Annotated in this window: 17 protein-coding genes; 6 read left to right on the top strand and 11 right to left on the bottom strand. The window is 70.7% G+C overall.

The genetic code is table 11. The features are described from left to right. The first annotated feature begins 45 nt into the window (after positions 1–45). Positions 46–2,016: an AsmA family protein gene (locus tag PSESU_RS03725; protein ID WP_041763823.1), complete on the top strand. Its 1,971-nt coding sequence runs from the start codon at positions 46–48 to the stop codon at positions 2,014–2,016. Between the two features lie 6 nt (positions 2,017–2,022). Here the strand turns inward: PSESU_RS03725 and PSESU_RS03720 are convergent, their stop codons facing one another. From PSESU_RS03720 to mtgA, 3 genes are read right to left on the bottom strand one after another with little or no spacing between them, the layout of a single operon-like run. Continuing rightward, positions 2,023–2,451, bottom strand: a complete 429-nt coding sequence (locus tag PSESU_RS03720; protein WP_013534433.1) for a CBS domain-containing protein — start codon at positions 2,449–2,451, stop codon at positions 2,023–2,025. Next, positions 2,411–3,442 (bottom strand): glycosyltransferase family 2 protein, encoded by a 1,032-nt coding sequence (locus PSESU_RS03715; protein ID WP_013534432.1) that lies wholly within the window; start codon positions 3,440–3,442, stop codon positions 2,411–2,413. The genes PSESU_RS03720 and PSESU_RS03715 overlap by 41 nt, the downstream gene beginning before the upstream one ends. A 32-nt stretch (positions 3,443–3,474) precedes the next feature. Continuing rightward, positions 3,475–4,206: a monofunctional biosynthetic peptidoglycan transglycosylase gene (mtgA, locus tag PSESU_RS03710; protein WP_041764423.1), complete on the bottom strand. Its 732-nt coding sequence runs from the start codon at positions 4,204–4,206 to the stop codon at positions 3,475–3,477. A gap of 109 nt (positions 4,207–4,315) precedes the next feature. Here mtgA and PSESU_RS03705 point away from each other — a divergent pair, with 109 nt between their 5' ends. From PSESU_RS03705 to PSESU_RS03695, 3 genes are all read left to right on the top strand, one after another. Further along, complete coding sequence (locus PSESU_RS03705; RefSeq protein WP_013534430.1) at positions 4,316–5,239, top strand: Hsp33 family molecular chaperone HslO; 924 nt, start codon at positions 4,316–4,318, stop codon at positions 5,237–5,239. A 132-nt stretch (positions 5,240–5,371) separates the two neighbouring features. Beyond that, positions 5,372–6,247: a hypothetical protein gene (locus tag PSESU_RS03700; protein WP_013534429.1), complete on the top strand. Its 876-nt coding sequence runs from the start codon at positions 5,372–5,374 to the stop codon at positions 6,245–6,247. Between the two features lie 79 nt (positions 6,248–6,326). Further along, complete coding sequence (locus PSESU_RS03695; protein ID WP_013534428.1) at positions 6,327–8,144, top strand: tetratricopeptide repeat-containing sulfotransferase family protein; 1,818 nt, start codon at positions 6,327–6,329, stop codon at positions 8,142–8,144. On the opposite strand, the gene PSESU_RS15620 is transcribed toward PSESU_RS03695, so the two are convergent. From PSESU_RS15620 to PSESU_RS03655, 8 genes are all read right to left on the bottom strand, one after another. Continuing rightward, positions 8,081–9,064: a class I SAM-dependent methyltransferase gene (locus tag PSESU_RS15620; RefSeq protein ID WP_013534427.1), complete on the bottom strand. Its 984-nt coding sequence runs from the start codon at positions 9,062–9,064 to the stop codon at positions 8,081–8,083. The genes PSESU_RS03695 and PSESU_RS15620 overlap by 64 nt on opposite strands. A 117-nt stretch (positions 9,065–9,181) precedes the next feature. Then, positions 9,182–11,719 (bottom strand): TonB-dependent receptor plug domain-containing protein, encoded by a 2,538-nt coding sequence (locus PSESU_RS03685; RefSeq protein ID WP_013534426.1) that lies wholly within the window; start codon positions 11,717–11,719, stop codon positions 9,182–9,184. Between the two features lie 347 nt (positions 11,720–12,066). Then, on the bottom strand, positions 12,067–13,296 hold the full coding sequence (locus PSESU_RS03680; RefSeq protein ID WP_013534425.1) for an ABC transporter permease: 1,230 nt from the start codon (positions 13,294–13,296) through the stop codon (positions 12,067–12,069). Further along, positions 13,293–14,030 (bottom strand): ABC transporter ATP-binding protein, encoded by a 738-nt coding sequence (locus tag PSESU_RS03675; RefSeq protein WP_013534424.1) that lies wholly within the window; start codon positions 14,028–14,030, stop codon positions 13,293–13,295. Before PSESU_RS03675 ends, PSESU_RS03680 begins: the two co-directional genes overlap by 4 nt. Then, on the bottom strand, positions 14,027–15,553 hold the full coding sequence (locus PSESU_RS03670) for an efflux RND transporter periplasmic adaptor subunit (RefSeq protein WP_013534423.1): 1,527 nt from the start codon (positions 15,551–15,553) through the stop codon (positions 14,027–14,029). Before PSESU_RS03670 ends, PSESU_RS03675 begins: the two co-directional genes overlap by 4 nt. Before the next feature lie 75 nt (positions 15,554–15,628). After that, positions 15,629–16,966 carry a sensor histidine kinase gene (locus tag PSESU_RS03665; protein WP_049782283.1) on the bottom strand — a complete coding sequence of 446 codons (1,338 nt, stop codon included), beginning with the start codon at positions 16,964–16,966 and terminating at the stop codon, positions 15,629–15,631. 153 nt (positions 16,967–17,119) lie between these two features. Then, complete coding sequence (locus tag PSESU_RS03660; RefSeq protein ID WP_013534421.1) at positions 17,120–17,836, bottom strand: response regulator transcription factor; 717 nt, start codon at positions 17,834–17,836, stop codon at positions 17,120–17,122. A gap of 92 nt (positions 17,837–17,928) precedes the next feature. Continuing rightward, positions 17,929–18,579: an arylesterase gene (locus PSESU_RS03655; protein WP_049782409.1), complete on the bottom strand. Its 651-nt coding sequence runs from the start codon at positions 18,577–18,579 to the stop codon at positions 17,929–17,931. Here PSESU_RS03655 and PSESU_RS03650 point away from each other — a divergent pair. Then, entirely contained in the window at positions 18,551–19,306 is a 756-nt protein-coding gene (locus tag PSESU_RS03650; RefSeq protein ID WP_013534419.1) for an ABC transporter ATP-binding protein, read from the top strand. The two genes, PSESU_RS03655 and PSESU_RS03650, sit on opposite strands and share 29 nt — an antisense overlap. Continuing rightward, entirely contained in the window at positions 19,303–21,789 is a 2,487-nt protein-coding gene (locus PSESU_RS03645; protein ID WP_013534418.1) for an ABC transporter permease, read from the top strand. Before PSESU_RS03650 ends, PSESU_RS03645 begins: the two co-directional genes overlap by 4 nt. Positions 21,790–21,819: the final 30 nt, after the last annotated feature.

The following is a 21,819-nucleotide window of genomic DNA, read 5'->3' as shown; positions in this document are numbered from 1 at the left end:
GCGGGCGTTCGCATGCTGTCCACGGCCGCTCCCGATACTGGCCGCATGGACCGCACCCGTTCGCTTTCCCCGCGCCTGCGGCGTCTCCGCCAATGGCGGCCCTCGCGGCCGCTGGGCTGGACGCTGGCCGCGCTCGGCATCGCGATCCTGCTGCTGGTGCTGTTCTTCGACTGGAACTGGTTCAAGGGCCCGCTGGAACGCGCGGTCGGCTCGGCCACCGGTCGCGAGTTCCGCATCGGTGGCGACCTCGATGTCGACCTTGGCCGCACCATCACCGTATCCGCGGACCAGCTGACGCTGTCCAATGCGGAATGGTCCAAGGAGCCGCGCATGGGCGCGGCCGAGCGGGTGGAGATCGACATCGCCGCCTGGCCACTGCTGGCCCTGCGCCTGCGGATGAAGGAGATCCGCGCGGTGCGCACCGACATCTGGCTGGAGACCAACCCGGATGGCGAGGGCGGCAACTGGGAATTCGGCGATGACCACAGCGATCCGGACGAGGACCCTCGCTGGCGCCTGGAGCGGCTGTGGATCGACGATGGCCGCCTTCGCTTCACCAATGCGTCCGAGCGGACCGACATCGACCTTGCCCTGGCCAGCATCGAAGGCGGGGACCGCTCGACCGCACCGGTCGCGGTCAAGGGCAACGGCCACTGGCGTGGCGCTGCGTTCCGCATGGAGGGCCAGGCCGCTTCGCCACTGGAACTGGCCGACACCGACACGCCCTACCGCATCGACCTGGATGCGCGCGCCGGCCGTACCCGGGCCAGCGCCACCGGCACCCTGACCAACCCGTTCCGCTTCCAGACCTTCGACCTGCAGATGAAGCTGGCTGGCGCCGACCTGGAGGAGCTCTATCCACTGCTGGGCCTGGCCCTGCCGGCCTCGCCGCCATACGCGCTCGACGGGCGCCTGCGCCGCAACGGCGACGTCTGGCGCTACGAAGGCTTCAAGGGAACGGTCGGCGACAGCGACCTTTCCGGCGACGTGAAGGTGGACGTGAGCGGCGAGCGGCCGCTGTTCGTCGCCCAGCTGCTCTCGCGCAAGCTCGATCTGGACGACCTCGCCGGTTTCCTCGGCGCTCCGCCTGCGACCGGTGCCGGCGAGACGGCCAACGCCGAGCAGGAAGCCGAGGCCGCACGGCGCGCCGCGAGTCCCCGGCTGCTGCCCGACAAGCCCTACGACCTGGCCAAGCTCAACGCGATGGACGCCGACGTGCGCTGGCGCGCGCAGAAGATCCAGTCGCCGACGCTGCCGATGATCGAGGACATGGATGCGCACCTGGTGGCGCAGGCCGGCCGCGTGCGCCTGCAGCCGCTCGACTTCGGCGTGGCCGGTGGCGAGGTGCGCGCGGACATCACCATGGATGCGCGGCGCGCGCCGATCGACACCGTGGCCAGGATCGGCGTACGCGGGGTGGACCTGCCGAAGCTGCTGGCCAAGGCCGAGCTGGCGCAGGGCGCGGTGGGCCGCATCGGCGGCGACATCTCGCTGCGCGGACGCGGCAACTCGGTCGCGGCCATCCTCGGCAGCGCCGACGGCGATGTCGCGCTGGGCATGGGCCGCGGCCGCGTCAGCAACCTGGTGATGGAACTGGCCGGCATCGATATCGCCGAGGCGCTGAAGTTCCTGCTGACCGATGACCGCCAGGTGCCGGTGCGCTGCGCCTTCGCCGACTTCGGGGTCGAGGAGGGGCTGATGACCTCGCGCGCGCTGGCGTTCGACACCACCGACACGATCATCGTCGGCGAAGGCACGATCAACCTGCAGGACGAGAGCCTGGACCTGCTGCTGCGGCCGCGGCCGAAGGACCGCAGCATCCTCACCCTGCGCTCGCCGCTGCGGGTGGGTGGCAGCTTCAAGGATCCGTCGTTCCGGCCGGACATGAAGGCGCTGGGCCTGCGCGGCGCGATCGCGCTGGCGCTGGGCAGCATCACCCCGCCGGCCGCGCTGCTGGCGACCTTCGAGACCGGGCCCGGCGAGAACGCCGATTGCGGCGGCAAGTACGCGCGCTGAGCAGGCTCAGCCGGCGATGTAGCGCTGCAGCTGCTCCAGCTCGACCTGCTGCTCGGCGATCACCGACTTGACCAGGTCGCCGATCGAGACCACCCCGACCACGCCTCCGTCCGCGAGCACCGGCAGGTGGCGGATGCGGCGTTCGGTGACCAGCTGCATGCACGCCGGCACCGTGGTATCGGGAGCCACGGTCACCACCTCGGCGGTCATGATCGCGCGCACCGGGGTATCGGCCGAGGACCGACCCTGCAGCACGATCTTGCGTGCGTAGTCGCGCTCGGAAAGGATCCCGGCAAGTTCGCCGCCGCGCATCACCAGCACCGCACCGATGGACTTGTCCGCCATAAGCCGCACCGCATCGATCACCGGTGCGTCCGGGGGTACCGCGAACACCTCAGCCGGCTTCTCCGCCAGCAGTTGACGTACCGTGCGCATGGGCGCCTCCGTCCGCGAGCTGTGTGCCCGAGCATACTCCCGCCGGCTCCCGCCAGTCGTCGACGAGGTAGAGCGGCCGCTGCTTGGCCTCCTCGTACAGGCGGCCGAGGTATTCGCCGATCGTGCCCAGGGCGATGAGCTGCACGCCGCCGAGGAACAGGATGACCACCATCATCGTCGGCCAGCCCGCCACGCTGTCGCCCCACACCAGGGTCTTGAGCACGACCACGATGCCGGCGAAGAACGCCACCAGCGCGGTCAGCAGGCCCAGGTAGGTGGCCAGCCGCAGCGGCGCGGTGGAGAAGCTGGTGATGCCTTCCAGCGCGAAGTTCCACAGCCGCCAGAGGCTGAACTTGCTGCGCCCGGCCATGCGCGGGCGGCGCTTGTACGGAATCGCGATGCGACGGAAGCCGACCCAGCCAAACAGGCCCTTCATGAAGCGGTGGCGCTCGCGCAGCTGGCGCAGCGCATCCAGTGCGCGCGGCGAGAGCAGGCGGAAGTCGCCGGTATCGGCCGGCACGGGGGTACGCGAGAGGCGCCCGATCACCCGGTAGAACACCGCGGCGGTGCCACGGCGCAGCCAGCTGTCGCCTTCGCGCGCGATGCGGGTGCCGTAGACGTCGTCGAAGCCCTCGCGCCAGCGCGCGACGAATTCCGGGATGAGTTCCGGCGGGTCCTGGCCATCGGCATCGAGGATCATCGCCGCGCCCTCGGTGACCCGGTCCAGGCCGGCGGTCAGCGCGATCTCCTTGCCGAAGTTGCGCGACAGCCGCAGCAGGCCGACGCCGGGGTCGCCCGCGGCGATCTTCTGCAGCCGGCCCCAGGTGTCGTCGCGGCTGCCATCGTCCACGTACAGCACGCGGCCACTGACGCCCTCGGCTTCCAGCCCGTCCAGCACGCCGCGGATGCGCGGATGCAGGCGCGGCAGCGAGTCGGCCTCGTTGAAGCAGGCCACCACCACGGTCAACAGGTCCTGCCTGCGGGTATCCATGGACGGCATCGTAGCGGCAGGCGCCTGCACGCTCAGTCCAGCCCGTCGAGGTAGGCCTTGCCGCCGAGCTGGCGCACCTGGCGCTGGGTCCAGGCCGCGCGCCGCTGCACGTAGGGGCCGGGGCGGACCGCGCTGTAGCGGCGCGGCGCCGGCAGCACCACCGCCAGCCGCGCGGCCTCGTTGGCCGTCAGCCGCGAGGCGTCCTTGCGCCAGTAGCTGCGCGCGGCGGCCTGCGCCCCGTAGATGCCGTCGCCGAACTCGGCGATGTTCACGTACACCTCCAGGATCCGGCGCTTCGGCCACAGCGCCTCGATCAGCATCGTGTACCAGGCCTCCAGGCCCTTGCGCACCCAGCTGCGGCCCTGCCACAGGAACAGGTTCTTGGCGACCTGCTGGCTGATGGTGCTGGCGCCGCGCACGTGGCGGCCGCGGGCGTTGTTGTCCAGCGCCTTCTCGATCGCGGCCAGGTCGAAGCCGTTGTGGTTGGCGAAGTCCTGGTCCTCGGCCGCGATCATCGACATCGGCAGGTCCGGGGCGATCCGGTCGAGGTCGCGCCAGTCATAGGCCACCCGGTAGCCCCAGTCGCCCTCGCCCCAGGCCTCGGCCTGGCGCGCCAGCATGAAGGCCGAGGTCGGCGGGTCGATGAAGCGCAGCACCAGCACCTGAGCGACGGTGACGGCGACGAACAGCACCGGCAGCCACAGCAGCACGCGCAGCCAGCGGCGGCGCCTGCGACGGGGCGGATTGGAGGCCTGGGTGGCGATGGTGGTGTTCCCTTGCGGCGGGGCAGCGCGGCGATGGTAGCGGCTGGGGCGTGAGCAGTGCAGCGCGCCGGTGCTTGGAAAGCCGCGCCGTCGCCCGCATTGTGTGCCGATGGATACCACCAACCCCACCCACGAGTCCGCCGCCGACGACCTGCGCGGCCGTTTCCTGCTGCCCGCGGCCGGCGTCCGCGGCGTATACGTGCGCCTGTCCGGCAGCTGGCGCGAGCTGCTGTCACACGCCAGCTACCCGGCCGGCGCCACCGCCCTGCTGGGCGAGTCGGTCGCGGCGGCGACCCTTTTCACCGGACACGTGAAGGTGGACGGGCGGCTGTCGATCCAGGCGCGCGCCAACGGCGCCCTGCGCTCGCTGTTCGCCGAGTGCACCGCGGCCGGCACCATCCGCGGCATTGCCCGCCTCGAGGAAGGCGCCGACGCCCCGCGCGCGCCCTCGCAGCTGGGCGACGACGCGCTGCTGGCGGTCACCATCGAGAACCCGGGCCTGGACCCGCGCGAGCCCCAGCGCTACCAGAGCCTGGTCGCGCTGGGCGGCGCCGGCTCGCTGGCCGAGGCCTTCGAGGACTATTTCCGCCAGTCCGAGCAGCTGCCCACCCGCCTGCTCCTGGCGGCCGACGGCGAGCACGCCGCCGGCCTGATGCTGCAGAAACTGCCCGGCGAGGAAGGCGATGCCGATGCCTGGGCCCGCACCGGGGCGCTGTTCGACACCCTGGGCGAGGCCGAGCTGCTGGCCACCCCGCCGCGGCTGCTGGTGCACCGCCTGTTCCATGAGGAGCAGCCCGAGCTGCTGGAGGAGCGCCCGGTCGCATTCGGCTGTTCCTGCTCGGAGGAGCGGGTCGAGGGCATGCTGCGCAGCCTCGGCGAGGAGGAGTTCCGCGCCGCGGCGGCCGAAACCGGCCAGGTCGAGGTCCGCTGCGAGTTCTGCGGCAAGGAGTACCACTTCCCTCTGGACCGGATTGGGGTATTGTTCGGGAACCCGGCGCAGCCCAATGCGCCGGCCTCCGAGCGGCTGCAGTAGCAGGCTTCCGCCGGGTCGACGAGCCAGCTGTTTCGGGGAGGAGCGGCGCTTGTTAATCAATTGTAAATCCCATACGATGCAGGCTTGAACCGCACGGGAACTCCCGTGTGGTTTCCGAGTCATAGGAAGGCCATGTCCCTGTTCCGCCTGCCAATGCTGGCCCTTGCCCTGTCCGCGTCGATCGCGGCGGCAACGGGCGCGCATGCGCAGAACAGGGGCTCGGAACAGGCGGTCCTGCCGGTGCTCAACAAGGGCAGCGGCAAGGTCGAGGCCCTGCTCCTGCTGGAGCCGGCCCGCGGCAACCGTCCGGGTTCGCCGGGCAGCACCTGGCGTTTCGGCAGCGAGTCGCTCGACGCGGCCTTCGGGCTGGGCGCCGGCGATTCGCTGGGCCTGCTCTGCAACAGCCCCAGCGGCACCAGCATCAACAGCCTGGCCAGCAGCTGCCTGCTGGCGAGCCTGGGCAGCGAGGGCGAGGCCAGCGGCCGTCGCCTTGGCGCCACCGCCAGCGTTGGCCGCGGCGGCAACCGCCTCGGCGTGACCGCCGGCAGCGTGCGCGACGCCACCCTGCCGTCCTGGCTGACCCCGGAAACCCCGGCCCTGGCCGGCGGCAGCCGGATCGAGCAGAACGACCTGCAGGTGTTCGGCCAGAAGGAAATCGGCTCGGAGGGTTACGTCTCCATCGCCGGCACTTATGCGCGCGCCCGTCTGGTACCGGTAACCGAGGCCGCTGGCCTTGCCCACCGCTGGGACAGCAAGTCGCTGAGCGTCGGCGGCGGCTACGGCCCGTTCAGCGCCAACGTCATCGGTCGCGTGGTCGAGATGCCGGGCCAGCCGGGCAACAAGCTCGAAGGCCTGGGCCTGGGCCTGACCTGGCGCACGCCCTGGAGCGGCCAGCTCACCGTCGGCGCCGAGAACGTCGTGACCCGCGGCAAGAACCCGTTCGCGCCCTCGAACCTCGAGGCCGAAGAGGGCACCGTGCCCTACGTGCGGTACGAACAGGGTCTCTGACCCGCGGCGCCGCCGGCGCCATGACCAACCCGCGTGCCACCGGACATAATGCCGGGTCCCTACGTGCGCGCCCTTCCTGATGACCTTGAACGCCCAGGCCCTCGGCCTCCTGCAGCAGGCGCTGCAATTCGCACGCCATGACCCGCAGGCGGCCCGCCGCGCCCTGCACCAGGCTTCGCAGGCCGGCATCGCCGACGCGGTCGTGCAGCGCGAGGTCGCGCGCGCCGCGCTGCAGCTGGACCCGGCCCTGTCGCTGGCGGCGATGGCGCGCGCGGTCGAGCTGGCTCCGGCCGATACGGCCCTGCGCTTCCAGTACGCCTGCCTGCTTGCCCACCAGGGCCAGCACGCCGCTTCCCTGCCCCACTTCGAGGCGACCGTGCCCGGGCGTGACGACGCCCAGGGCTGGCACCTGCTGGGCATCACCCTGCAGAGGCTCGGCCGCCACGGCCGCGCCCTGCCGGCGCTGCGGCGCGCCCACGCGCTGGCGCCGACGCACCCGGGCATCCTGGAGGCGCTGGCCGAATCCGAGTTCCATGGGGGCCATCCCGACGATGCGCTGCCGCTGTGGCAGCAGGTGCTGGTGCTGAAGCCGCGCGACACCGGGGTCGTCCTGCGCACCGCCGAAAGCTTCAATCGTGTCGCCCGCCACGGCGAGGCCCTGGCCCTGCTGCAACGGGCCACCACGGAGATGCCCGGCGAGGGCGACCTGTGGATGGCGCTGGCGCAGACCGCCGAGGACGCGGGCGACCGCGACCTGGCGCGCGAGGCCTACCGCAGGGCGCTGGCGCTGCGTCCGGGCTGGGCGCTGGCGGTGGGTGGCCTGCTGGGCCTGGACCGCGCGAAAGCTGACGACGCCGATGTCGCCCTGGGGCAACGGCTGCTCGCGCGCACCGACGTGGCCGATGCCGACCGCGCCGTGCTCGGCTACGAGCTGGGCAAGGTGCTGGACGGCCGCGGCCAGCACGCCGAAGCCATGGAGGCCTGGCACCAGGCCAATGCCGCCCGCCGGCGCGTCGCGGGTCGACCCGACGTGCCCGCGCTGCAACAGCGCGTCCAAGCGATCATCGCCAGCCAGACCCGCGGCCGGCTGGACCGCATTGGCAAAGGCGGAAGCGACGACCCGCGTCCATTGTTCATCGTCGGCATGCCACGCAGTGGCACCACGCTCACCGAGCAGATCCTGGCCACCCACCCGCTGGGCCACGGCTGCGGCGAGCTGCCCGACATCGCCCTCATCGCCCGCCGCCTGGCCGAGGACGGCCACGGCGCCGACCTCTCCGGCATCCCCGCGGAAACCCTGGAGGACGCGACCCGGCGCTACCTGCGCGCCGCCACGCGCAACGCAACGGCCGACGCGAGCTGCCTGGTCGACAAGGCGCCGCTCAACTTCTTCCACCTGGGCCTGGTCGCGCTGCTGTTCCCGAACGCGCGCGTGGTCTGGTGCCGGCGCGATCCGCGCGACATCGCGGTGTCGGTGTACGCGGAGAACTTCGCCCTGGACGAGCGCCTGGCGACGGACCTCGGCGATATCGGCCATTACATCAACATGCAGACGCGGCTGATGCGCCACTGGCAGGCCGAACTGCCGCTGCCGGTGATGGAGCTGGTGTACGAGGACCTGGCCCGCGATCCGGAGCCGGTGGCACGCCGGCTGGTCGAGTTCGCCCGCCTGGAATGGGATCCGGCCTGCCTGGAATTCCATCGCAGCGAGCGCGGCGTGCAGACGCCCAGCCGCTGGCAGGTACGGCAGCCGATCTACACCCGCTCGATCGGACGCTGGCGCAACTACGGCGACGCGCTGGCGCCGCTGCTGGCGGTACTGGACCCCGACAGCTATCCGGCCGAAGCACCGATGCCGTCGGCCGAGAACGCCCAGGCCAGCACGCCCTCGGCCTGAGCGAGCTCCTCGAACGCGACCCGCGCCTGCGGACACAGTCGGGACAGCGTACGTGCCAGTGCTTCGATCCCGGGGCGATCCAGCGCACAGGCGATCATCTCCGCCGTCCGCAGGCGTGCCTGCTCCAGGCTACCGGCAAGCACCTCCAGCGCGCGCAGCGCCGCGCCTGGATCGGCGCCAACGTCGCGGACCAGGCGATGCACGGTGTCGCGCGTCTCCAGCAGCAGGTCCGGCGCGGCTGATGCCTCCGCCGCCGCGCCGAGCGCGACCATCGCGCGGTTGTAGGCTTCGCGTGCCTGCACCGCCGCCATGTCCGGTGGCCGCCCGGCACGCACCGCGGCCAGCACGGGGATGACCCCGCGCGCCGCCTCCAGCAGGCCTTCCGGCGCAGACAGCCATGCGTGGTGCAGCAACTCCTCGCGTCCAACCTGGACCAGGCGCGAACCGTGGTGGTGCATCACCAGCCGCAGCGAGGCACCCGGCGCAGCGACACGACAGATCTCGGCCAGGGTCCGCCCATGGTCCGCGTACTCGAAGCCGAACTGGCTGGTGACCACGTCGAACGACGCATCGGCGAAGGGCAGCGACTCCATGTCCACGCCGGGGTGGAAACGGATCGAAGCGTGCTTTCCAGCCTCGTGCCACGAGGGCGCGAGGCCCGCCAGGTCCACCGCGTCCACCTGCACCGCGTCGCCGTGGAGTTCCCACAGCAATGCAGGTAGCGGGCCGTTGCCGGTGGCGAGGTCGAGTACGCGCGTGCCCGCGGGCAGTGCCGAGAACGCCTGGCGCCAGGACGCGCCGATGACGCCGGTGTAGTTGCCGTCGAAGCTGGTAGCGCAGGAATGCAGCCGCCCACTGGCCCAGTACGAGGTCCAGGCCTGGCGGCGTGCAGATGGATCGTGTTGCGTGGAATCAGGCATGGCCGAAGCATGCGGGCTCGCCGCGCCCCTGCCAAGCCGCGACGGCGTGCCGGCCACGCAAAAAAGGAAGGCCCCGTTTCCGGGGCCCTCCAGTTACCGCATCAACCTACACCGCGATCAGAACGTCTGGGTGTAGCGGAAGTACACGGTACGGCCGTAGGCGTCGTACAGGTAGAAGTTCCACGGGCGGCCGTCGTAGCCGACCAGCTCCGGGTAACGGTCGCCGATGTTGATCGCACCGAGGGAGATCTTGGCGTTCCACGGCGCCGACCAGCTGACCTGCACGTCGTTGGTCGCATAGCCACCGACGTTGGTGCCGTTCGGCTCTTCCTGGCCCTCGATGTAGTTGATGTTCCAGGCAAGACCCCAGTCACCCCAGCTCCAGTCGTTGGACAGGGTCGAACGCAGGTCCGGATAGCCCAGGCGGCCCGCCCAGTCGATAGCGTTGCCGACCGCGTCGATCTCCTCGTACTTGTTGATGTACGAGACGGTCAGGCGGTTCTGCAGGCGGCCCCAGCCGCCCAGATCGAAGTCCGTATTGGCACGGAAGTCGATACCGTCGGTCTCGAGCTGGCCGGAGTTGCCGTAGCCGGCGGTGATCTCGGTGATGCGGCCGGTGACCGGGTCGCGGATGATGCCGAGGCCAGCCGGGATCTCACCGTAGGTGCCCGGATCCAGGTCGGAGTCGACGATGTCCTGGCCGCTATACGAGCGGATGTTGTCCTCGATCTTGATGTTGTAGTAGTCGAGGCTCAGGTCCAGCCAGTCGACCGGGTCGTACACCACGCCGACCGACCACTGGTCCGAATGCTCGGAGCCCAGGTTCGGGTTGGCGATGAAGTAGGTGTCGACCTGGACTTCGTCGTTGCCGCCGTCGCAGTCGGCACCGATGCCGGCCCACGCGCAGGTCTGCGGATCCTGGACCGGCTCGGCCGAGAACGAACGGGCCTGGGTCAGGATGTCGAGGCCCGGGGCGCGGAAGCCCTGGCCATACGACGCGCGCAGGGTCAGGTTTTCCAGCGGCTGCCAGCGTGCGGCGATCTTCGGCGAGAAGTCGCTGCCGTAGTCGCTGTACTTGTCGTAACGGCCGGCCAGGGTGATGTCGAAGGTGCTGGTGAACGGCAGCAGCCACTCGGCGTAGGCCGACTTGACGGTGCGGCCGCCGCCCGAGGCGCCGCCCGACGAACCCAGCACGACGCCCGCCTGCGACAGCGAGTCGTACAGGTCCTCGAACTGCTCGTCGCGGTACTCGATGCCGAACACGGCGTTGGAGACGCCACCACCCATTTCGAACAGGTCGAAGTTGATGTTGGCGAAGTACTCCTTCGACTTGAAGAACGAATTGCGGCCGATGGTCGCGGTGAAGCTGTTCAGGGTGTCCTGGCTGGCGCCGTACGGATCGGTCAGCAGGTAGTCGCCCGCATCGATGGCCTGGTTGGCCAGCGACTGGATGATGTAGCCGTAGCCGTTCTCGTCGTAGCTGTAGTTGGTGCGGCGGGCGCCGAACTCGACCGAGATGGTGTCGCTCAGCTGGCCCTGGAAGCCCACCAGGTAGTCGGCGTTGTTGGCGGTGGTGTAGTTGTCGCGGTTACCGGCCGCGGCGAAGCGGTGGTAGAAGTAGGTCGGCAGCCCGTCGCCCTTGATGATGTCGTTGACGGTGTTGTCCGAAGCCCACACCACGCCCGGGACCGGCGCGTAACGGCCGAAGGTTTCGACGCGGGTGTTGGTAGCCGTCATGAAGACGGTCCAGTCGTCGTTGATCTGGTAGTCGCCGCGGACGAAGACCGAGGTGTTGTCGACCGAAGCGTCGTTGGCGGCCACCGAGTTGAAGTCGAACGAGCAACGGCCGTTCGGCTGCTGCCAGAAGGTGCCGGAGCAGTCGAAGCCCGGGACGGCGGAGATGGTGCCGGTTTCCGGGTTGTACCAGTTGTTGCCGTAGACCGAGACGCCCAGGCCCTGGCCACCGATCTGGTCGCGGGTGAAGACCATGCCGCGGCTGGACTTGGACGCGCCACCGATCAGGCGGCCACGGTCGTTGGTGATGCCGAAGACGGCCGAAGCGTCTTCCAGGTCACCGCCCTCGACCTTGGTCTGGCCGTAGCCGTAACGCAGCTCGGCGCCGTTGAAGTCCTTGCGCAGGATGATGTTGACCACGCCGCCGATGGCGTCGGAGCCGTACACCGCCGAAGCGCCGTCGGACAGGATCTCGATGCGCTCGACCGCGGCCAGCGGGATGGCGTTGACGTCGGCGCCCGAGGAGGCCGACATCGGGTTGGTCGGGGCGCGACGGCCGTCGATCAGCACGAGGGTACGGCCGGAGCCGAGGCCGCGCAGGTCGACCGACGCCAGCGACTGGGCCGAGCTGCCCGACTGCGGCTTGAAGTTGCCGAAGGAGGCGAAGGTGGAATCACGCAGGACGTCCGCGACGGAGACGTCACCGGTGGCATCGATCGATGCGCGGTCGATCACGATGACCGGCACGGCACCTTCGATGTCGGCGCGCTTCAGGCGCGAGCCGGTGACTTCGATGCGATCGAGAGTCTTGGCTTCTTCGCCTTCCTGTGCGAACGCAGCGGGGGCCGCCACGACACCAGCCAGGCCTGCGAGCAGGCCGTAGCGGACCGCGTCGCTCAGCGTAGTGCGGTTCAACTTCATTATTCTCTCTCCAGCTTTAAAAGGGGCTTGGTACCCGGCAATGGGGAGCCGGCCAAGAAGCAATGCCGCGGGGACCATGCCCCCACGGCTGCGCCAGAAGTTAGCAATTGATTAATTTGGTCGCAAGCATGTGTAACTGGATCATCTGCAACGTTTTGGCCTGGGGGCGTATTCATAATCGAAACCGCGTATTCAGTTACCCCCAAAACTGATCGCGCGCGAGTTCCAAGGCCCGTTAAGCCAGCAAGGACGCGCAAAAAGAACAGCCGACCCGGCGATTCGCGCAGGTCGGCTGTCCGTTCAGTCCACGTTGCCATAGCAGCACCAAACCGGTGCGAATGGTTGTGCTACTGGCGCAGCGCCTCGATTGGGTCCAGCTGCGAAGCCTTGCGCGCCGGGTAGTAGCCGAAGAACAGGCCGGTGGCCACCGAGAACGCCGCGGCCAGGGTGATCACCTGGCCGTTGAGCTGGATCGGCAGGTCGGTGTTGAAGTGCCCGACCAGCAGCGCGCCGGCGATGCCGAACAGGATGCCGAGCAGGCCGCCGCCCAGCGACAGCAGCATGGCCTCGGCCAGGAACTGCCGGCGCACGTCGGAGGGGCCGGCACCCACGGCCAGGCGCAGGCCGATCTCCTTGATCCGCTCGGTGACCGACACCAGCATGATGTTCATGATGCCGATGCCGCCGACGATCAACGAGATCGTCGCCACCGCGCCAAGAAGCCAGGACATCTGCCGCGTGGTCTCGTTGCGCGTGGCCACCAGCTGCGACACGTTGCGCACCTGGAAGTCGTCGGCCGCACCCGGATCGATGCGGTGGCGCTGGCGCAGCAGCGACTCCACCTCGCCCTGCACGTAGGCCAGGTCGTCCGGATGGGCGACGGTCAGCGAGATGTCCATTACCGCACCCGGCGGCAGGCCCATCGCACCCATCAGGCGGCGACGCGCGGTATCGAGCGGCACCATCACCACGTCGTCCTGGTCGCGGCCGAAGCCGCTCATGCCCTTGGGCTGCAGGGTGCCGAGCACGGTGAAGTTGGTGCGGCCGATCCGCACGGTCTCGCCGATACCGGTGTCGGCACCGAACAGCTCGCGGCGCACCGTCTCGCCGAGGATCACCACCTTGTCGGAGGCATGCTGCGGTTCGAAGCCCGAGCCGCTGGCGATCCGCCAGCCGTTGATCTCGAGGAAGTCCTGCTGGATGCCCTGCCAGCTGGTGGACCAGTTGTTCTCGGCGAAGACGATCTGGCTGCTGCCGCGCAGCGAGGCGGACACCAGCTCGACCTCGGGGATCTCCTCGCGGATCGCCTCGGCGTCCCCCTCGGTGAGGGTGTAGAAGCTGCTGGCGCTCATGCGCACGCCGCCCATGCTGCGCTGGACCTGCGGGCCGATGTCGAGCTTCTGCGCACCCAGGCCGGCGAGCTGGCGCTCGATCTCCGCCTGGGTGCCCTGCCCCACCGACACCATCACGATCACCGCGGCGATGCCGATGATCACGCCCAGCGAGGTCAGCGCGCTGCGCATCCAGTTGCCGCGCAGGGCGAAGATCGCCGTGCGCAGGATGTCCAGGAAGGTCATCCGGCCACCTCCTCGTGCGTGGCCTCGTGCAGCTGGCCGTCGCGCATCACGCAGATGCGGTCGGCGTGCCGGGCCACATGGGCGTCATGGGTGATCAGGACCACGGTGTGGCCTTCGTCGCGCAGGCGCTTGAACAGGGCCAGGATCTCCTCGCCGGTGCGGCTGTCCAGTGCACCGGTCGGTTCGTCCGCCAGCAGCACCGGCGGGTTGTTGATCAGCGCACGGGCGATGGCGACGCGCTGCTGCTGGCCGCCGGAAAGTTCGTTGGGACGATGGTCCACGCGCGCGCCGAGGCCGACCGCCTCCAGCGCAGCGCGCGCGCGTTCGCGGCGCTCGGCCGGCGGCACCCGCGCATAGCCCAGCGGCATGGCCACGTTGTCCAGCGCGCTCATCCGCGGCAACAGGTGGAAACCCTGGAACACGAAGCCGATCTTCTCCCGGCGCAGGGTGGCCAGCTCCTCGGCGTCGAGGGTGGACACGTCCACCCCGTCGCACAGGTAGCGCCCGGCGCTGGGCGTATCCAGGCAGCCGATCAGGTTCATCAGGGTCGACTTACCCGAGCCGGACGGGCCCATGATCGCGATGAACTCGCCCGGCATGACCACCAGGTCGACCTCGCGCAGGGCCGCCACCTCGGCCTCGGTGCCCGGCGAGTAGATCTTGCCCAGGCCATGGGTCTCGATGACCGGGATGGCCGCCGCAGCGGCCACCGTCGTCGCGGTCGCGCCACTCATCGCGCGGCCGCCCGTTCGCCGGTCACCAGCAGGTCGCCTTCCTTGAGGTTGCCGGCGACCTCGGTCGTGCTGCCGTCGGTCACGCCCACCCGCACCTGCACCGGAACCGGATTGCCGCCCTCCAGGCGGTACACGGTCACCCGGCGCGCGCCGGCGAGGTTGGCCAGCTCCCGCTCGACCGCCTGGCGCCGGTTGTCGTCCAGGGTGGCGAAGAAACCGGCGAAATCCTGCTGGTAACGCTCGAGCATGCGCTGGCGCATCTGCCCGGCGGCGTTGCCGCCGCCCTGGCCGCCACCACCCATCATCATCGGCGGACCGCCGGCGCCGGGGCGCTGTTGCGGGGTGGCCTGGCGCGAGGCCTCCATCGCCTTGCGCATCTCCTCCTGGCGCTGGCGGGCAGCGGCCAGGTCGGTCTCGAACGCGGACTTCTGTGCCGGGGCCAGGTCCATGCCAGCGACCAGCCGTGCCAGGTCGTCGAGCATGCCGGCGCCACGCGGGCCGCCCTGTCCGGCGCCAGCGGCGGCAGGCTGGTTGGCCGGCTTGTAGCGCAGGGCCGCGTTGGACACCTTCAGCACGTCGTCGCGGCGGCTGACCTCGATCTCGGCGTTGACGGTCAGGCCCGGCAGCAGGGTGCCGTCGCTGTTGTCCACGCTCACCACGACCGGGTAGGTCACCACGTTGTTGGTGGTGGTCGCCGCCAGGCGCACCTGCTGCACCTGCCCGCGGAACTGGCGGTCGGGGAAGGCGTCGACGGTGAAGGACACGCGCTGGCCCGGCTTGACCTGGCCGATGTCGGCCTCGTCCACGGACAGCTCGATCTTCATCTGCGCCAGGTCCTCGGCGATGGTGAACAGCTCCGGCGCCTGCAGGCTGGCGGCCACGGTCTGGCCGGGCTCGATGCTGCGGGTCAGGACCACGCCGTTGACCGGCGAGCGGATCACGGTGCGGTCGAGGTTGACCCGGGTGGTCTCGGTCGATGCCGCCTGCTGGCGGATCTGGGCCTGGGCCGAGGTGACCTGGGCGCGGGCCTGGTCGAGCGCGGCCCTGGCCTGGTCGACGTCGGCGCGCGCGATCAGCTGGCGGTCCACCAGGGCGGCCTTGCGCTGGTAGTCGGCCTCGGCATTGGCGAGCGCGGCCTGGGCATTGCGCAGGCTGGCCTGGGCGCTGGCGATCTGGGCATTGCCCTGCTCGATCTGTGCCTCATAGCTCTTGGGATCGATCCGGGCCAGGACCTGGCCCTCGGTCACCCGGTCGTTGAAGTCGACCAGCACCTCCAGCACCTGGCCGGAGATCTGGCTGCCGACGGTCACGGTCGAGGTCGCGCTGAGGGTGCCGGTGGAGGAGATGGCCACGCGGATGTTGCCGCGCTCGACCGGCGCGGTGCGCCAGGCGCCGTCGGTGTCGCGGCTGCCCGCGCCTCCCCAGTACCAGGCGGCGCCCCCGAGGAGGGCCAGGACGATTGCTCCACCGGCAAAGGGCAGCCAGCGGGGACGGCGGGAATTCGGACGCGGGGCTCGGCTCATGTGCGCAGGATTGGGAAACCTGTCCTGATTAACGCACGAGCGGCGCGAAGGTTGACTGACGCCGCCCCGGAATCTTCAGCCCCGTGGCCGGGTCGGTTCGTCTTCCGGGAAGCCGATGATGCCCGCCTGCCGCGGATCGCCGGTGGTGAACAGGATCCGGGCGGTCGTACCGCTGTCCAGCGTGCTCTCCAGCTCGATCTCCCAGCCGAAGCGCTCGCACAGCCGGCGCACGATCGACAGGCCCAGGCCGGTGCCCATCGGCGCCTCCGGGCGGGCGCGGTAGAACGGCTCGAAGGCCCGCTCCAGGGCCTCGACCGACATGCCGATGCCGGTATCGCGCACCTGGACCACGCCATCAGCCACGGTGACCTCGACCACGCCGCGGTCGGTGTAGCTGCAGGCATTGCGCAGCAGGTTGCCGAGGATCACATGCAGCACCCGCGGCGGGGCATAGATGCGGGGGGCGCCGTCGCAGGTGACCTGCAGCTCCACCGGCTTGTCGCCCAGCAGCATGCGGGCCTTGACTGCCTCCTCGTGGACCACGTCGCAGACGTCGAACCACTCGCTCTGCGGGACCACGTCCGGCTCGCGGGCCAGGATCAGGAAGGCGTCGACCACCGCTTCCATGTCGCGGCCGGCGCGCTGGATCCGGCGCAGGCTGCGGGCCAGGCGGGGCTCCAGCGACTCGTCGGCCAGGGCCATGTCGCTGGCGACGCGGATCACGGTCAGCGGCGTGCGCAGCTCGTGGCTGGCGTCGCGGGTGAAGTTGCGCTCGCGGGTGAGCTGGGCCTCGACCCGCTCGCCGAGGGCGTGCAGCGCCCCGGCCAGCTGCCGGGCCTCGCCCTGCATCTCCGTCGGCAGGCGCTCGGGCGCCAATGCGGCGATGTCCGGCTTGCGCGGGTCCCAGCGCGAGACCTGCCGCGCCAGCCACGCCAGTGGCGAGACCAGGCGCTTGGAGGACTTGTAGGTCAGCCAGGTGGCGCCGTAGATCGCGAACAGGGCGAACATCGCCGGCAGCACGGCGAACCACCACGCCAGGCGGTTGGCCTGCTCGCGCAGGAACACCATGTACAGCGTGCCCCCCGGGTTGCGCTCGACCCAGACCATCTGGCCCTGGCGCTTGAGTTCGTGGAACCCGGGATCCAGCTTGCGCAGGTGCGCGGGCAGCTCCTGCGACGACTCGCCCGGCTTCACCAGGTAGGCGCGCAGGGCGTAGGTGCTGGGCGGCGGATACGCCGGCGCCGCCTCGCGCAGCTCCCAGTAGTGACGGGCCTCCTCCTGCAGCGAGCTGCGGACGAAGCTGTACTTGAACAGCGTGCCGACGACGAAGAAGGCGATCACGATCGCCAGGCTCGCCATCACCACCTGCAGGATGAAGGCGATGCGGATCTTGCGGGAAAGACCGTGGGGCATGGGGGTATTCAACACAGGACGGCGCGAGTGTAGGTACGCGCGCATCGCTGTTCCGTGATCATGTAAAGCGACGCGCCGCCCCTACAGGCCGGCGCGGCCGGACAACCGGCCGCCGTCGTGCGTTCCATCCCCCTGTTTCCCCTTGGCCGGACGTCAGGCCGTGACCGGCTGCGCGATGTCGGCCACGCGGTAGCCGGCGCTCTGCACGGTGTGCAGCAGCGGGCGGTCGAACGGCTTGTCGATCACCTTGCGCAGGTTGTACAGGTGGCTGCGCAGGGTGTCCGAATCGGGGAGGCTGTTGCCCCAGATCTCGCGTTCGATCTCCTGGCGGCTGACGACCCGGGGCGACTCGCGCATCAGGATGGTCAGCAGCTTCAGGCCGATCGGCGAGAGCTGGAGTTCGGTGCCGCCGCGGGTGACGCGCATGCTGACCGGGTCCAGGACCAGGTCGGCGACGGTAAGCACCTCCGAGCCCACCTGGCGGCGCTCGCGGCGGATCAGGGCACGCAGGCGCGCCTCCAGCTCCTGGATCGCGAACGGCTTGGTGAGGTAGTCGTCGGCGCCATGGCCCAGGCCGGTGAGCTTGTCGTCCAGCGTGTCGCGGGCGGTCAGCATCAGGACCGGGGTGGACTTGCGCGCATCGCTGCGCAGGCGGCGGCAGACCTCGATGCCGTCCAGGCGCGGCAGCATCAGGTCCAGCACCACGGCGTCGTAACTGTTCTCGGCGGCCAGCCGGTAGCCATCCAGGCCGTCGGCCGCGTAGTCGACCTCGAAACCGCGGCTTTCGAGGTACTCACCGATCATCTCGGAAATGTTGCGGTTGTCTTCGACGACCAGCACCAGCCCTGAGGTTTCTTTGCCCTGACGCATTTCCTGACGCTCCGTAGAGTGGGTTTTCAGCTTTGTGAAACATGCCGGACCCCCGGTGGATCTGGCGTGAAGGCCGTTGGCTGCTTCCCCCGTCAGAGCAGGGGGCGCAGGGCTGGCCAGACGTTGTCCAGCAGGCGCGGCTGGGCGGCCGCGGTGGGATGGAGGCCGTCGCCCTGCATCAGGCCCGGCTCCAGGGCCACGCCCTCGAGGAAGAATGGCACCAGGGCCACGTCCTTGCCCTCGGCCAGGCTGGCGTAGGTGCGGCGCAGGCGCTCGCGGTACGCCGGGCCGTAGTTGGGCGGCACGTCGATGCCCAGCAGCAGCACCCGGGCACCCGAGGCCCTGCCCCGCTCGACCATGCGCCGCAGGTTGGCCTCGAGCTGGGCCGGGGCAAGCCCGCGCAGGGCGTCATTGCCGCCCAGCTCGATCACCAGCACCGACGGCTTGTGCTTCTCCAGCAGCGCCGGCAGCCGGGTAAGGGCGCCGGCACTGGTCTCGCCACTGATGCTGGCATTGACCACGCCACGGGACAGCGGGGGCTCGGAACGGAGTTTCCGCTCCAGCAGGCTGACCCAGCCGGAGCCTCTGGGTATGTTGTGTTCCGCGCTCAGGCTGTCGCCGAGTACCAGCACCGGACCTTTGGCACGGGCCGGGGGCGCCGCCAGCAGCGAACCTGACAGCAGCACCAGCGCCAGCAGGGCCAGCAGCCGGCCCATGGCGCTCCCTGTCCCGAACTTCCGCATCACGGAGCCTCCCATCGATACCCAGACCATTCCCAGCATAGCCACCGCCATCGAGGTCCGCGGTGTAGGCAAGTCGGCCGCAGGCCCCGAGGGCGAGGTCCGCATTCTCGATGGCGTCGACCTCACCGTGGCTGAAGGCGACAGCGTGGCCATCGTCGGTGCCTCCGGCTCCGGCAAGACCACCCTGCTCGGCCTGCTCGCCGGCCTGGACCTGCCCACCACCGGCAGCATCAGCCTGGCCGGCCAGCGCCTGGACCAGCTGGACGAGGAGGCGCGCGCCGCGCTGCGTGCGCGCGAGGTCGGCTTCGTGTTCCAGAGTTTCCACCTGCTGCCCTCGCTCACCGCCGAGGAGAACGTGGCCCTGCCGCTGGAGCTGGCCGGGCGCGAGGATCCGTCGCGGGTTGCCGAGGTGCTGGCCGCGGTCGGCCTGGAACACCGGCGCCGGCACCATCCGCGCCAGCTGTCCGGCGGCGAGCAGCAGCGCGTGGCCCTGGCCCGAGCCTTCGTCGCCCGGCCGCGGATCCTGTTCGCCGACGAGCCCACCGGCAACCTCGACCAGGCCACCGGCCAGCAGGTCAGCCAACTGTTGTTCGAGCTCAACCGCAGCAACGGCACCACCCTGGTGATGGTCACCCACGACCTGGCCCTGGCCCGCCGCTGCCACCACGTCTACCGCCTCGATCGCGGCCGCCTGGTGCGGATCGAGGACGGCGGGGAAGGCGCATGAACGTGCTGCGCCAGGCGGCGCGCTCGCTGCGCCGCGAGTTCCTGGCCGGCGACCTGCTGACCCTGTTCGCCGCGCTGGTGCTGGGCGTGGCGGCGATGACCGCGGTCGGCACCCTGGTCGACCGCGTGACCCTGGCCCTGACCTCAAGCGCCGCCGAGGTGATCGGCGGCGACCTTGGCGTGCAGGCGCGCGCCGAGCCGCCGGCCGAATTCGCCGACGAGGCCCGCAACCGCGGCCTGGCGATGGCGCGGCTGGTGACCTTCCCCAGCGTGCTGTTCCACGGCGAATCCAGCCAGATGGCCACGGTCAAGGGCGTGGACGGCGCGCATCCGTTGCGCGGGCGCCTGCGCGTGGCCAGCGATGCCGCCGGGCTGCAGGCCAGCGATGCGGGTGGCCCGCCCCCGGGCGAGGCCTACGCCGATCCGCGCGTGCTTGCCGGACTGGGGGTGAGCGTGGGCGACAGCATCGAGCTGGGTTCCAGCCAGGTGCGCATCACCCGCGTGCTGCTGTCCGAGCCCGACGCCTCGGGCGGACTGATGGAAATGGCGCCGCCGCTGCTGGTGCACCGCGACGACGTCGAGGCAGCCGGCCTGCTCGGCCCGGGCAGCCGCGCCGGCTACCGGATGATGTTCGCCGGCCCGCCGCAGGCGATCGACGCCATGCGCGAATGGCTGCAGCCGCGGCTGGCCCCGGGACAGCGCCTGGTCGGCGTGGAGGACGCACAGCAGGGCCTGCGCAATGCCTTCGACCGTGCCGGCCGCTTCCTCGCCCTGGCCGCGCTGCTGGCGGTGCTGCTGGCCAGCGTGGCCACCGCGCTGGCGGCCAACCGCTTCGCCCTGCGCCGGGTGGACACCGTGGCGATCCTGCGCTGCCTCGGCGCGCGCCAGCGCGACATCCTCGCCTCGCTCGCCCTGCAACTGGTGCTGCTGGCGATCCCGGCCTGCGTGCTGGGGATCGGCCTGGGCATGCTGGCCCAGGTCGCGCTGGTGGAGGCGCTGGGCAGCCTGGTGCCCGCGCGCCTACCGCTGCCGCAGGCCACGCCGATGCTGGCCGGGGCCGGGATCGGCCTGCTGATCCTGCTCGGCTTCGGCCTGCCGCCGCTGCTGCGCCTGCGCGGGGTGCCGCCGATGCGCGTGCTCAACCGCAGCTTCGCCACCCTGCCCGCGACCTCGCTGCTGGCCTATGTCGCGGCGCTGGCTGCCACCGCCGCGCTGGCGGTCTACGCCACCGGAGACGTGCAGCTGGCCGCCTGGGTGCTGGGCGGACTGGCGGTACTCGCCCTGGTCGCGGCCGCCGCGGGCGCCACCCTGCTGTGGCTGCTGGGCCGCCTGCAGGCGCGCCTGCATGGCCCGTGGCGGCTGGGGCTGGCCGCGCTCGCGCGTCGCCGTGGCCTGGCGGTGGTGCAGCTGGTCGGCCTGTCGCTGTCGCTGTGCGCGCTGTTGCTGCTGGCGGTGGTCGGCCCCGGCCTGCTCGGCCAGTGGCGCGACCGCCTGCCGCCGGATACGCCGAACCACTTCCTGCTCAACGTGCAGCGCGACCAGGCCGGGGCTGTCGAGCAGGCGCTGCGCGGCATGGGCGTGGCCGATCCGGACCTGCAGCCGTTCGGCACCGGACGCCTGGTGGCGATCAACGGCGAGCCGCCGCAGCGCATGGCAGTGGAAGGCCAGGACGATGGCAACGACGCCGACCGTCCGTTGAACTTCTCCTGGCGCCATACCTTCCCGCCCGCCAACACCCTGCTGCAGGGCGAGTTCTGGAGTGAAGCCAGCGATGCGGCCGAGGCCTCGATCGAGGAAGGCTGGGCGCGACGCTACGGCGTCGGCCTGGGCGACAGCGTGACCCTGCAGCTGGGCGAGCAGGAGCGCAGCTTCACCGTCACCAGCATCCGCAAGGCCGACTGGGATTCGTTCCGGGTCAACTTCTTCGTGCTGCTCAACGCGGGGGCGGTGGGCGACGCGCCGTACAACCTGATCTCCAGCTTCCACCTGCCCTCGGGCAATACCGCGGCGCTGGCACCGGTGGTGCGGGAATTCCCGAACGTGTCGGTGCTGGAGATCGAGGCGCTGCTGGAGCGCGTGCGCGAGGTGATCGAGCGCGTGGCCCAGGCGGTGCAGCTGGTGATGGGCTTCAGCCTCGCCGCCGGCGTGCTGGTGCTGCTGGCTGCATTGCAGGCCACCGCCGGCGAGCGCCGCTACGACAGCGCGGTGCTGCGCACCCTGGGCGCGCGCCATGGCCAGCTGCGTGGGGCAGTGCTGGTCGAGTTCGGGGTGCTGGGCCTGGTCGCGGCGACGCTGGCGGTATCGGCCGCCGCGGTAATTGGCGTGCTGGTCTCGCGCCAGCTGTTCGAACTGGCGCTGTCGCCGCCATGGCCTGCCCTGCTGGCCGGTGGCGCCGGCGGCATCGCGCTCAGCCTGCTGGCCGGATGGTCGGGCACGCGCGCGATCCTGCGTACGCCGCCGATGCTTGCCCTGCGCCAGGCCTGAGGCGTGGAGCCGGGCCTGCGCGGCCCGGCC

The sequence above is a fragment of the Pseudoxanthomonas suwonensis 11-1 genome, from assembly GCF_000185965.1.
GTDB classification, from domain to species: Bacteria; Pseudomonadota; Gammaproteobacteria; order Xanthomonadales; family Xanthomonadaceae; genus Pseudoxanthomonas; species Pseudoxanthomonas suwonensis_A.
This window is presented reverse-complemented; position numbering and strand designations above follow the sequence as displayed.